Below are 13058 nucleotides of genomic sequence, written 5' to 3'. Positions count from 1 at the left end.
TCTGCCATTGCCCGACAAGCTGTGAGACCATCGGCGGCTTGCCATCGTTTTCACAGTGCCATGCCGAACCTAGTTTTGTCCCCAGAGAGCTCGTCCGATGCCTGACATCCTGCACCTGCAGCAGGCCGACTGGCGCGGCGATTTCGATGAAGGCGCGCTGCGCCGTGGCCAGGATTACGCCACACGCGGCCTGAGTCGTCTGCTCAGTCTCAAGGATCACAGCCTGCTCGCAAGTTGCCTGGGCAGCGGCGAGCGCCCCTACCAGCAGCGCATCACCCTGCACGCCTACGGCAAGGGCTGGGGTGTGACCGGCCATTGCAGCTGCCCGGTGGGCTTCAACTGCAAGCACGTGGCGGCCGCCCTGATCACCCTGGAAGCACGGCAGCGCTCAGGCGATGACCTCGGCACCCTGATCGTCACCGAAAAGCCGGTGGATGAAACCGTGCTGGACCACGTGCAGCCGCAGCCGATCCTGACCCTGGGTAGCCACGTGCGCGTGCATTTCGATGCGCGCAAGGGCCGCATGCTGGAGCAGACCCAGCACCGCGCCGCCCTGGCCTTCGACTACCAGGGCAACAGCGCGGTCGGTAAAACGGCCAAGGATCTGCTGGTACGCCTGGGGCCCAATCGCCAGCTGCGCATCACCCGCGACACGGCTCGGGAAACCGAGCTACGGCGCCGCCTGGAGACTGTCGGTCTGCGTATCGCCCTGCGGCAGAGCGAAGCCCTGGCCCAGCACCCAGGCGAGCATTTCGAATTGCAGGGCGACGCCGCCTGGCTGACCTTCATGCAACAGCAGGTGCCGGCGCTGCGCGACGAAGGCTGGCGCGTCGAGATCCAGCCCGACTTCCAGTACAACCTGGCCGAGATCGACGACTGGTACGCCGATGTCGACGAGCTGCCCGAACAGGGCTGGTTCGACCTGGAGCTGGGCATCGAGGTGGAAGGCCAACGCATCAGCCTGCTGCCCGTATTGCTGCAGGCCATCCGCCGCTCGCCCTGGCTGCTTTCCGGTGACGCCCTGGCGCAGCGCCCGGACGAGGAATTACTGCTGGTCAGTCTGCCCCACAGCCAGCGCCGCGTGGCCCTGCCCTACGCGCGACTGAAACCCTTGCTGGCGGCGCTGGGTGAGCTGTTCATTGGCGACGCCGACGAAATCGGTACCCGCGTACGCCTGGCGCGGGCCGATGCCGCGCGCCTGAATACCCTGCAACAGGGGCCGGCGCTGAACTGGCAGGGGGGCATCGAACTGCGCGAGTTCGCGAGGCGCCTGCAACAAACGTCCCAACAGGACGTGAGCGCTCCCGACGACCTGGCTGCGCAGCTACGCCCCTATCAGTTGCAGGGCCTCGGCTGGATGCAGGCGCTGGGTGAGCTGGAAGTCGGTGGCGTGCTGGCCGACGACATGGGCCTGGGCAAAACCCTGCAGACCCTGGCGCACATTCTCCTGGAGAAGCAAAACGGTCGCCTCAAGCAGCCGGCGCTGATCGTCATGCCCACCAGCCTGATCCCCAACTGGCAGGACGAGGCCACGCGTTTCGCGCCGACCCTCAAGGTGCTGGCCCTGCACGGTGCCAAGCGGCGTAGCCAGTTCAAGCTGATCGGCGAGCACGATGTGGTGCTCACTACCTATGCCCTGCTGCCCCGCGATCTCAAGACGTTGTCCGCACAGCGCTTCCACCTGCTGATTCTCGACGAAGCCCAGAGCATCAAGAACCCGCGCAGCAAGGCCGCCCTCGCTGCCGGGCAGATCAACGCCCGCCAGCGCCTGTGCCTGAGCGGCACGCCACTGGAAAACAACCTGGGCGAGCTGTGGTCGCTGTTCAACTTCCTGATGCCGGGCTGGCTCGGCGACGCCAAGCGCTTTACCCGCGATTACCGCACGCCCATCGAAAAGCACGGCAGCGAGCAGCGCCTGGCGCACCTGCGCGGGCGCATCAAGCCGTTCGTGCTACGCCGCAAGAAGGAACAGGTCGCCCGCGAACTGCCACCTAAAACCGAAATCACCCAGTGGGTGGAGCTGACGCCGGCCCAGCGTGACCGCTACGAGATCCTGCGCCTGGCCATGGACCGCAAGGTACGCGAGGAGATCACCCGCCAGGGCCTGGCGCGCAGCCAGATCGTCATACTCGAAGCGCTGTTGCGTCTGCGCCAGGTCTGTTGCGACCTGCGCCTGCTCGACGAGGCGCCAGCCGAACTGACCAGCAGCGACTCCGGGAAGCTCAGCGGCCTGCTGGACATGTTCGAAGCCCTGATCGGCGAAGGCCGCCGCGTGCTGCTGTTCTCCCAGTTCACCTCGATGCTGGCGCTGATCGAAAGCGAGCTGCAGGCGCGCAACATAGGCTATGCCAAACTGACCGGCAGCACCCGGGACCGGCGCACCCCCGTGGAGCAGTTCCAGGCTGGGCAATTCCCGGTCTTCCTGATCAGCCTCAAGGCCGGCGGTGCAGGCCTGAACCTGACTGCTGCCGACACCGTGATCCACTTCGACCCCTGGTGGAACCCGGCGGCCGAAGCCCAGGCCAGCGACCGCGCCTACCGCATCGGCCAGGACAAACCGGTGTTCGTCTACAAGCTGATCGCCCGCGGCAGCGTGGAAGAGAAGATCCAGCAATTGCAGCAGGCCAAGGCCAACCTGGCCCACGGCCTGCTCGAAGAAGGCGGCAGCCAGAGCAGCTGGCAGCTCAGTGAAGACGACCTACAGGCGCTGTTCGCACCCCTGGCCGACTGAGCGCCATCAGCGCTCGGAGTAGTTGTCGCCGACCACCTCACCGGTGGCGTCGATGGCCTTGCTGGACGGAAACTTGTAGGACGCGAAACGCACCGCCAGCACCGACAGTGCCAGGAAGAAGATACCGCCGCACAGGTACAGCAGGCCAATGTCCGGCGCCTTGTGATGGGATACGTCGCCGATCAGGTAACGGGTCAGCGCGGTGATGGCGATGTAAAGCAGAAAACGGATGGGCAGATGGTTGGTCTTGAAATAAATGCCGACCATCGCTCCCAACTCCAGGTAGATGAACAGCAGCAGGATGTCGTCCACGCTGGCACTGCCCTTTTCCACCATGCCTAGAAACGCGCCGACCGAGGCCCAGGCTGTTGCTGCACCGATGGCGAAAAGCCCTAAATAATGAAAGCCCTCGACGAACAGATTACCGATCGAATTCGCGCCCTTATGCATCCGCTTGCGGCTATCGTCGACCCACTTCATGGAATTCCCCTTTCAGATTGATACAGCTTGGCGCCGATTCTGGCGCGCCCGCGTGACATTCCCATGCAGGAACAAGACCAGCGAGGCGGCTGCGCTGGCAAACAGAAGCGCCAGGACGTGGGAAAGACACATTGGATGGCGAATCTCGCGGCCAGGTTTACGCTGTTCAAACGCAGCGCAGTCGAGTAAACTCGCCACAACTGTATGCATGAACAGTATTTTTAATTGTCAGCGAAGGCGTAGAGGTGATGAATGGCCGTCGAAGTGGTGTACCGCAGCAGTCGCGACCCGGAGCGTTTGTTTATGGATAAGGCCGAAGCAGATCGTCACGACAAGATGCTGGAGCTGGCCGAGCTGCTCAGCGATGTACTGCAGAAGGCGGTGCCGTCGCTCAGCGAAGACCAAGGCGAGGAGCTGGGGATCTACATGGCCAGAAATCGCGACGTGTTCGCCAAGGCGTTCAAGAATCAGCCCGATGCCCTCGGCGAACTGGGCAGCCTGCCGGAAACAGAGTGACCGCCAGGCTGCGCCGTTAACATCTCTTCGCTTTTCCGGGCTGGACGGCCGGCGCGCGCACAGCTAAAACAGGCACATCCCCCGGGAGGTGTCCATGAGCGCGCGCGATCACTGCCTTGCCTGTCTGAACGCCGAACAGCCGGCGTTTTTCGAAGCCGCACTCTGGGTCGCTGCCGAGCACGATCCGGCGGTGGAGCCCCAGCAGCTCCTGCACGAGCTCGAGCACGTCAAGCATCAGGTCGACTCCGGCCTGCCCAACTTCCCGCCCCAAGAACTGGCGCAGCCCTTGTTGCGCCGCCTCAGTGACCTGCATTTCTATGACGATGACGACAGCCCGGTACGCCCGCAAGCCGCCTTGCTGCACAAGGTGCTGCAACGACGCCGCGGCCAGCCGCTGAGCATCGCGCTGATCGCCCTGGAACTGGCGCGTCGGCTGAATATCCCGCTGCAGGGCGTCGGGTTTCCCGGCTACTTTCTGCTGCGTGTGCCTGGCGCCGACCACCTGCTCGACCCCTGCGGCGGGCGACGACTGTACACCCGCGACTGCCGCGAGTTACTGCTGCGCTACCTCGGCCCCCATGCCCAGCTGAGCGCCGAACATATGGCGAGCTGCGACGCCCGCGGCATGATCCTGCGCCTGTCGCGCAACTTGCGCCATTTGCACGCCCAGGCAGAGGACTACATCAGTGCTTTGAAGGATGCCGAGCGGGTGCTGCAACTGGCCGCGCCAAACGTTAACGACCACCTGGCCAGGGCCGAGCTTTATCGCCACCTAGATTGCTCCCAAGCTGAACGCTTCGATGTGCAGCGGGCCCTGCTGCTGTGCGAAGACCCCGCCCAACGGCTGAAACTCGGGGATCGGCTGCGCCAATCCAGTGCGCAACCCGCGCTGCACTGAGCCCGGCACATCACCGAGAGCGGCCATCGGCCAACAAGTGTATTGATTTAAATACACCGTATCCAATACGACACAGGCATAACCAACCACGACATTCCCAAGCCCGTAGCGGGCTTAAGGATATGGCGTGGCGTTTCTGTATTGAATTCAATACAAACTACCTGATCAGACAATGTAAAAATATTTAAGTAATTGATTTGTAGGGATTATTTTATATGGCACCGACCTTGCTAATCAGCTTCCAATCACCGCGCCCACGCAGATGGGCACAGAGTCCAACAAGGGAGTCCCCATGAGCGAATTGCGTTTCACCGTCGAGCACGAATGGCTGCGTCAGGAGGCCGATGGCCTGGTCACAGTAGGGATCACCGCCTACGCTCAAGACGCACTGGGCGACGTGGTATTCGTGCAGTTGCCCGAGCTGCAGGCCTATGCCGCCGGCGACGAGGTGGCGGTGCTGGAGTCCGTGAAGGCTGCCAGCAACATCGGCATGCCGCTGGACGGCGAAGTGGTCGAAGTGAACCCGGATCTCGAGGCCAGCCCCGAACTGGTCAATGCCGAGCCTTTGGGCCAGGGCTGGTTCTTCCGCTTCCGCCCAGCTGATGCCGGCGCCCTGGCCGGCCTGCTCGATCAGGATGCCTACGAGCGCCTGCTCAACGCCAAAGCCGACGCGTGAGATAAAGCCATGACTGATTTGACCACCCGCAACGAATTCATCGCCCGCCACATCGGTCCGCGCGATCAAGACACCGCCGCCATGCTGGAAACCCTGGGTTACAGCGACCTGGAAGCGCTGACCGCCAGCGTGATCCCGAGCAGCATCAAGGGCACCAGCGTGCTGCCGGCCGGCGACGGCCAGAGCGAAGCCGATGCCCTGGCCGCCATCAAGGCCATCGCCAGCAAGAACAAGCTGTTTCGCAACTATATCGGCCAGGGTTACTACGGCACCCATACGCCGTCGCCCATCCTGCGCAACCTGCTGGAAAACCCGGCTTGGTACACCGCCTACACCCCCTACCAGCCAGAAATTTCCCAGGGCCGCCTGGAGTCGCTGCTGAACTTCCAGACCCTGATCAGCGACCTCACCGGCCTGCCGATCGCCAACGCCTCGCTGCTCGACGAAGGCACCGCCGCCGCCGAGGCCATGACCTTCTGCAAGCGCCTGTCGAAGAACAAGGCCGCCAACGCCTTCTTCGCATCCCGGCATTGCCACCCGCAGACCCTCGACGTGCTGCGCACCCGCGCCGAGCCCCTGGGCATCGAAGTGGTGGTGGGTGACGAAGCCGCCATCAGTGACGCCAGTGCCTTCTTCGGCGCCCTGCTGCAATACCCAGCGAGCAATGGCGACATCTACGATTACCGCGAAGTGGTCGAGCGTTTCCACGCAGCCAATGCCCTGGTAGCCGTCGCTGCCGACCTGCTGGCCCTGACCCTGCTGCAAGCGCCTGGCGAATTCGGCGCCGACGTTGCCCTGGGCAGCGCCCAGCGCTTCGGCGTGCCACTGGGCTTCGGCGGCCCGCACGCGGCTTACTTCGCCACCCGTGATGCGTTCAAGCGCGACATGCCGGGACGCCTGGTTGGCATGTCGGTAGACCGCTTCGGTAACCCGGCCCTGCGCCTGGCCATGCAGACCCGCGAACAGCACATCCGCCGCGAGAAGGCCACCAGCAACATCTGCACCGCCCAGGTGCTGCTCGCCAACATCGCCGCCATGTACGCCGTGTACCACGGCCCACAGGGGCTGACGCGGATTGCCCAGCGCGTCCACCAGTTGACCGTGATTTTCGCCCGCGGCGTGCAGAGCCTTGGCCTTGCTGTCGAGCAGCAGGCGTTCTTCGACACCGTCACTCTGCGTACCGGCGCGCAGACCGCAGCACTGCACAGCAAAGCTCGCGCCGCCAGCATCAACCTGCGTGAAGTGGATGCCGAGCGTCTCGGCCTGTCGTTCGATGAAACCACTACCCAGGCGGATATCGAGCAACTCTGGTCGCTGTTGGCAGACGGCAAGCCGGCGCCGGATTTCGCTGCATTGGCTAACCAGGCAGATAGCAGCCTGCCCGCAGAGCAACTGCGCCAGTCGGTGATTCTCGAGCACCCGGTGTTCAATCGCTACCACTCGGAAACCGAGCTGATGCGCTACCTGCGCAAGCTCGCCGACAAGGACCTGGCACTGGATCGCAGCATGATCCCGCTGGGCTCCTGCACCATGAAGCTCAACGCGGCCAGCGAGATGATCCCCGTCACCTGGGCCGAGTTCGGCAACCTGCATCCTTTCGCGCCTGCCGAACAGAGCGCCGGTTACCAGCAACTGACCGACGAATTGGAAGCCATGCTCTGTGCCGCCACCGGTTACGACGCCGTGTCGTTGCAGCCCAACGCCGGTTCCCAGGGTGAATACGCCGGCCTGCTGGCGATTCGCGCTTATCACCACAGCCGCGGCGACGACAAACGCGACATCTGCCTGATCCCGCAATCGGCCCACGGCACCAACCCGGCCACCGCACACATGGCCGGCATGCGCGTGGTGGTGACCGCCTGCGACGCCCGCGGCAACGTCGACATCGATGACCTGCGCGCCAAGGCCGAGCAGCATCGTGACCAGCTAGCCGCAATCATGATCACCTACCCGTCGACCCACGGCGTGTTCGAGGAAGGCATTCGCGAGATCTGCGCCGTCGTCCATGACAACGGTGGCCAGGTGTATATCGACGGCGCCAACATGAACGCCATGGTTGGCCTCTGCGCACCGGGCAAGTTCGGCGGCGACGTCTCGCACCTGAACCTGCACAAGACCTTCTGCATTCCCCACGGCGGTGGCGGCCCGGGCGTCGGCCCGATCGGCGTGAAGGCCCACCTGGCGCCGTTCCTGCCCGGCCATGGCCACATGGCCCGCAAGGAAGGTGCCGTCAGCGCCGCGCCGTTCGGCAGCGCCAGCATCCTGCCGATCACCTGGATGTACATCCGCATGATGGGCGGTACCGGCCTGCGCCTGGCGTCGCAGATGGCGATCCTCAACGCCAACTACATCGCCCGCCGTCTGGAGGAGCACTACCCGGTGCTGTACAGCGGTGAAGGCGGCCTGGTGGCTCACGAGTGCATCCTCGACCTGCGCCCGCTGAAAGACAGCAGCGGTATTAGCGTCGACGACGTGGCCAAGCGCCTGATCGACTTCGGCTTCCACGCCCCGACCATGTCCTTCCCGGTGGCCGGCACGCTGATGATCGAGCCGACCGAGAGCGAGTCCAAAGAAGAGCTGGATCGTTTCTGCGACGCCATGATCGCCATTCGCGAAGAAATTCGCGCGGTCGAACGCGGCCAGCTGAATGCTGACGACAACCCGCTGAAGAATGCCCCACACACCGCCGCCGAACTGGTGGGCGAATGGACGCACCCGTACAGCCGTGAGCAGGCGGTCTACCCGACCCGCAGCCTGATCGACGGCAAATACTGGCCACCGGTGGGCCGCGTCGACAACGTGTTCGGCGACCGCAACCTGGTCTGCGCCTGCCCGCCCATCGAGGCCTATCAGGACGCCTAATCGCGCCCCGGCTGCCGACTCGCTCGGCAGCCGCCTCCTCTTCCACGATGCCCGCGCGCTGTCGCGGGCCGCTCACAGCCTCTTACAGGAGAGCGCCATGACCACTGAAATCCTGGCGAAAACCCCACTCCATGCTCTGCACTTGGAACTCGGTGCACGCATGGTGCCGTTCGCCGGCTATGACATGCCTGTGCAGTACCCGCTCGGCGTGATGAAGGAACACCTGCACACCCGCGAGGCCGCTGGCCTGTTCGACGTCTCGCACATGGGCCAGATCATCCTGCGTGGCGCTGGCGCAGCCAAGGCACTGGAAAGCCTGGTGCCGGTGGATATCGTCGACCTGCCGGTCGGCATGCAGCGCTACGCCATGTTCACGGATGAAAACGGCGGCATTCTCGATGACCTGATGGTCGCCAACCTGGGCGATGACACGCTGTTCCTGGTGGTCAACGCCGCCTGCAAGCATCAGGATCTGATGCACCTTCAGCAGCGGATCGCCAACCAGTGTCAGGTCGAGTCGCGCTTCGAGCGTGCCCTGCTCGCCCTGCAAGGCCCCAAGGCAGTCGAAGTACTGACCCGTCTGGCGCCAGAAGTGGTAAAGATGACCTTCATGCAGTTCAAGCCCGTGCGCCTGCTCGGCGTGGATTGCTACGTGAGCCGCTCCGGCTACACCGGCGAGGATGGCTTCGAGATCTCTGTGCCCGCCGCACACGCCGAAGCGCTGGCGCGCAGCCTGCTGGCCGAGCCGGAAGTGCAGCCCATCGGCCTCGGCGCTCGCGACTCTCTGCGCCTGGAAGCCGGCCTGTGCCTGTACGGCCATGACATGAGTGCCGATACCACGCCCATCGAAGCCAGCCTGCTGTGGGCCATCTCCAAGGCACGCCGCGCCGACGGCGCTCGCCCGGGCGGTTTTCCCGGCGCGGAGCGGATCTTCGCCCAGCAGCGCGATGGCGTCGCTCGCAAGCGCGTCGGCCTGCTGCCCCAGGAGCGTACGCCGGTACGCGAAGGTGCCGAGCTGGTGAACGCCGAGGGCGAAGTCATCGGTCAGGTATGCAGTGGCGGCTTCGGCCCCAGCCTGGGCGCTCCACTGGCCATGGGTTACGTGCCGAGCAGCCATGTCGCCGTGGATAGCGAGGTCTGGGCGCTGGTGCGCGGCAAGCGCGTCGCCATGAAGGTCGCCCAAACGCCGTTCGTGGCCCAGCGCTACTACCGCGGTTAAGGCTTCGAGGGCGGCGCACTGCCGCCCTTTTCTCAGTCGGCCTCCAGGCAACTGCGTCGGTTGCTGAACACCTCGCGGCGTATATCACGCACATCCACCGACAGGCTCTGAATATCCGGCAGACGCTCCAGCAGCGCACGCACGATGGCCATCGACAGCGCCTTCTTCTGCTCGTCCGTACGACCGGCTAGCAAATAGAAGATCACGTGCACGAAATCCTCCTCGCTGCCGCCGACCGTGAAGTGATCGTAAAGGCTTAGCCGCACCTTCACCTCGCCTTCCTTGAACAAACCGCTGCCCATGGCGGCCGTGTGAACCCTCGTTACCAGTTCGCTACCGTCCACGGTTTGCAGCAGCGAGCGGGAACCTTCGATCAGGCAATGTGGCATGGCATTTCTCTTGTTTTGATCTTGTCATCCGTTATCGCACAACATAGACAAGCTGGCGAGGCCACGCCCCTACTGCTTCTAAAGCATTGCGAACAGGCCTTGCAGAGTACCCTGCCATAACCTGAAAACCTCTATTCACTAGGCATTGGCTATAGGTGCAGAGTAACGAAACAGCGCACACGGAAATATCAGGTGATCTTTTCATCGGCTTGCGTTGACAAGCCGATTGGGAGGTGTCGATAATCGCCGCCAATGTTGTATGACAACAAGCCTTATAAAAACAAAAAAGGTCGCACCATGAAGCCAGTCTTCACGTCACCTGCATATCCTCTTCCGGGCAACCGCGCCCGACCCGTCGCATTCATCTCGTTACCTGCGCGCTACCTATTCGCCGATGGCTAGGGCCTGAGGCAGAGCCCTGCGTGAACGCGCAGGTCTGCGCCCTGTAAAGGGCATTTCCATACCGGCCTCACGGCATGTCGATCATCGATTGGCAGAGGGCGGGCAGTTCAAAAACCGGGAGCACAACAACAATGACCGCACGCAAACTCATCTCGCTGGGCCTGATCGGGGCCGGAACCATGGCCCTGGCCGTGCCGTTCGCCGCCCATGCCGAAGGCTTCGTAGACGATGCCAAGGTGTCGCTGAACCTGCGCAACTACTACTTCAACCGTAACTACCTCAACGGTACCGACCCGGTCATCAATGGCGAGCGCCAAGGTCAGGCTGAGGGCTGGACGCAGAGCTTCATTCTCGATGCTCGCTCCGGCTACACCGCTGGCACCGTAGGCTTCGGCATCGATGTACTGGGCCTCTACTCGGTCAAGCTGGACGGCAATGCCAATACCAGCAACAGCGGCCTGCTGCCAGAGCATGGCCCAGCTGGCAATCGCAACGTTCCTGACGACTTCGGGCGTACCGCTGTAGCCGCAAAGGCCAAGATATCCAAAACCGAACTCAAGGTCGGCGAGTGGTTCGCAGTGCTGCCGATCCTGCGCGCCGACGATGGCCGTTCGCTGCCGCAAACCTTCCAGGGCGCGCAGATCACGTCCGCTGAAATCGACGGCCTGACCCTCTTCGGTGGCCAATTCTGGAGAAACAGCCAACGTTTCGATGCCAGCCGCGAAGACATGTCTTATAGCGGTATTTCCGGCGGCAACTTCAACTTTGGCGGCGGCGAGTTCAAGTTCAACGGTAACAATACGTTGGTCGGTCTGTGGCACGCCCGCCTGGAAGACATCTATCAGCAAAGCTACCTGCAACTGACTCACAGCCAGCCTGTTGGCGATTGGGTTCTGGGTGCCAACCTCGGCTACGTCACTGGTAAGGATGAAGGCTCGGCTAAAGCCGGCGACCTGGATAACAAGGTCTATCAGGGCGCTCTGTCCGCCAAGCGCGGTAACAATACCTTCCTCGTCGCCTACCAGCGCATGGGTGGTGACACCAAATTCATGCGCGTAGACGGCGCCAGCGGCGGTACGCTGGTCAACGACGGTTTCACCACCAGCTTCGACAGCCCTGAAGAGCGCTCCTGGCAAGTTCGTCACGATTACAACTTCGCTGGTCTGGGCATCCCTGGCCTGGTGCTGATGAACCGTTACATGAGTGGCTCGAACATTCACACCTCTGGTCGCAGCGATGCTGAAGAGTGGGCACGCGAATCCGAACTGGCTTACACCGTGCAGGATGGCACCTTCAAGAACCTGAGCATCCGCTGGCGTAACTCCAGCGTCCGCCGCGATGTCGGCCAGGACGCCAGTGAGAACCGCCTGATCTTCAACTACCCGTTGTCGATCCTGTAACACTTACATCGCATCGCTGAACTCCAGTGGCATATCTTGGCCCGTCCTCGTGACGGGCTTTTTTATACGCAATGAAACTGCCCCGCCCATGAGGCGCCGATGGCTTTGGTTTACACTGCCGCGCCCGTCCACCAATAGCTCCGCACCAATGAATGTCAGTCAACTCGCCCTGCTACGCCAACACCTGACCAAAGCCCTGCTAACTCCGCCAAGTGAAACACGCCGCCTGTTTCATGGCCGTGGCCGTTGTTGGGAGGGGCTCGAACACATCACGGTAGACTGGCTGCAAGGTATCATGCTGGTGTGCCTGTTTCGCGAGCCGCAAGCCGATCAGCTGCAAGCCCTGCAGACCATGCTGCAACAGTTGAGCGAGTCGAATGAGTGGCGAGGCAGCGGCGCCCACAGCCTGCTGCTGCAGCAACGCTACCTGCCCGACAGCCCGATGCAGTGTCTGCTTGGTGAGCTGCCCGAAGAGTGGATCATCAAGGAAGACGGCCTGCGTTTTCTGCTCGACCTGGGCCGCAAGCAGAACACCGGCCTGTTTCTCGACATGCGCCTGGGCAGGCATTGGGTGCGCGAACATGCCAAAGGCCAGCGGGTGCTCAACCTGTTCGCCTACACCTGCGGCTTTTCGATCGCTGCGCTGGCTGGCGGTGCCGAGCATGTGGTCAACCTGGACATGGCCAAGGCGGCCCTGGCCCGCGGGCGTGACAACCACCGTCTCAACGACCATGACCTGAGCCGCGTGAGTTTTCTCGGCCACGAACTGTTCAAGTCCTGGGGCAAGGTCAAGCGCCATGGCCCCTACGACCTGATCATCATCGACCCGCCCTCCTTCCAGAAAGGCAGCTTCGCCCTGACCCGCGACTACCAGAAGATCCTGCGCCGGCTGCCCGAACTGCTCAGCCCTAAAGGCTCGGTGCTGGCCTGCGTCAACGACCCGGATATCGGCAGCGACTTCGTGATTGCCGGCATGTCCAGCGAAGCGCCTGAGTTGCACTTCGAGCGCCGCCTGGACAACCCGCCGGAATTTCCCGACGTGAGCCCTGAAGGCGGGCTCAAGGTGTTGCTGTTCAGGCGCGGTTGAACCAGTCCCAAAGCCCCAGGGAGAAGTTGGAAAACAGGTTGATGCCTAGTGCGGACTTGATCAGGTAGAGGAACAGCAGGCCAATCGCCAGGGAGACCATCAGGAACAGGCTCATGCCCAGCGCCTTGGCGGTCAGCGATAGCTCCTGCTGAGCGCGCGTCAGGTCACGGCGGTTGCGACCGGCCAGAAACACGAAGTAGTAGCGCCAGCGCCATATCCTCAATGTCCCGCGTAGGTCGACGGGGTGGCTGCCCCACTGCCGTGCACCGAAGGCCACTTTGAGCGCGGCGAGCTGCTCGGCGCTGAAGGAGTCGCGCAGGTCTTCAGGCAAGCGCTCCTTGAGGCCGATGATGAAAGCGTCTTTATCGTTCACGGTCATGTTTTCCACTCTCAGAATT

General features: G+C 62.9%; 11 protein-coding genes. 8 read left to right on the top strand and 3 right to left on the bottom strand.

Annotated features, from left to right (window positions below; genetic code table 11):
• Positions 1-97 precede the first annotated feature (97 nt).
• A complete protein-coding gene (locus tag PVA39_RS18730) occupies positions 98-2731 on the top strand; it encodes a DEAD/DEAH box helicase (protein WP_274125309.1) in 2634 nt (877 codons plus the stop codon).
• Positions 2732-2737: 6 nt separating this feature from the next.
• On the opposite strand, the gene PVA39_RS18725 is transcribed toward PVA39_RS18730, so the two are convergent.
• Entirely contained in the window at positions 2738-3211 is a 474-nt protein-coding gene (locus PVA39_RS18725; protein ID WP_274125308.1) for a phosphate-starvation-inducible protein PsiE, read from the bottom strand.
• 252 nt (positions 3212-3463) lie between these two features.
• Here PVA39_RS18725 and PVA39_RS18720 point away from each other — a divergent pair, with 252 nt between their 5' ends.
• From PVA39_RS18720 to gcvT, 5 genes are all read left to right on the top strand, one after another.
• Complete coding sequence (locus tag PVA39_RS18720) at positions 3464-3727, top strand: YebG family protein (protein WP_093505820.1); 264 nt, start codon at positions 3464-3466, stop codon at positions 3725-3727.
• A gap of 94 nt (positions 3728-3821) precedes the next feature.
• Positions 3822-4625 carry a SirB1 family protein gene (locus PVA39_RS18715; protein WP_274125307.1) on the top strand — a complete coding sequence of 268 codons (804 nt, stop codon included), beginning with the start codon at positions 3822-3824 and terminating at the stop codon, positions 4623-4625.
• A gap of 292 nt (positions 4626-4917) precedes the next feature.
• Positions 4918-5301, top strand: coding sequence for a glycine cleavage system protein GcvH (gene gcvH / locus PVA39_RS18710; protein ID WP_013790132.1), 384 nt, complete (start codon positions 4918-4920; stop codon positions 5299-5301).
• Between the two features lie 9 nt (positions 5302-5310).
• Positions 5311-8163 carry an aminomethyl-transferring glycine dehydrogenase gene (gene gcvP / locus PVA39_RS18705; protein WP_274125306.1) on the top strand — a complete coding sequence of 951 codons (2853 nt, stop codon included), beginning with the start codon at positions 5311-5313 and terminating at the stop codon, positions 8161-8163.
• A gap of 97 nt (positions 8164-8260) precedes the next feature.
• Positions 8261-9382 carry a glycine cleavage system aminomethyltransferase GcvT gene (gcvT, locus tag PVA39_RS18700; RefSeq protein WP_274125305.1) on the top strand — a complete coding sequence of 374 codons (1122 nt, stop codon included), beginning with the start codon at positions 8261-8263 and terminating at the stop codon, positions 9380-9382.
• Positions 9383-9414: 32 nt separating this feature from the next.
• On the opposite strand, the gene PVA39_RS18695 is transcribed toward gcvT, so the two are convergent.
• Positions 9415-9771 (bottom strand): 5-carboxymethyl-2-hydroxymuconate Delta-isomerase, encoded by a 357-nt coding sequence (locus PVA39_RS18695; RefSeq protein WP_274125304.1) that lies wholly within the window; start codon positions 9769-9771, stop codon positions 9415-9417.
• 533 nt (positions 9772-10304) lie between these two features.
• Between PVA39_RS18695 and PVA39_RS18690 the strand changes: the two genes are divergently transcribed.
• Positions 10305-11573, top strand: a complete 1269-nt coding sequence (locus tag PVA39_RS18690) for an OprD family porin (RefSeq protein ID WP_274125303.1) — start codon at positions 10305-10307, stop codon at positions 11571-11573.
• A gap of 148 nt (positions 11574-11721) precedes the next feature.
• On the top strand, positions 11722-12660 hold the full coding sequence (locus PVA39_RS18685; RefSeq protein ID WP_274125302.1) for a class I SAM-dependent methyltransferase: 939 nt from the start codon (positions 11722-11724) through the stop codon (positions 12658-12660).
• Here the strand turns inward: PVA39_RS18685 and PVA39_RS18680 are convergent.
• Positions 12647-13039, bottom strand: a complete 393-nt coding sequence (locus PVA39_RS18680) for a 3-phosphoshikimate 1-carboxyvinyltransferase (protein ID WP_093505806.1) — start codon at positions 13037-13039, stop codon at positions 12647-12649. The genes PVA39_RS18685 and PVA39_RS18680 overlap by 14 nt on opposite strands.
• Positions 13040-13058: the final 19 nt, after the last annotated feature.

Source organism: Pseudomonas sp. CNPSo 3701 (assembly GCF_028674975.1).
Classification (GTDB): domain Bacteria; phylum Pseudomonadota; class Gammaproteobacteria; order Pseudomonadales; family Pseudomonadaceae; genus Aquipseudomonas; species Aquipseudomonas straminea.
This window is presented reverse-complemented; position numbering and strand designations above follow the sequence as displayed.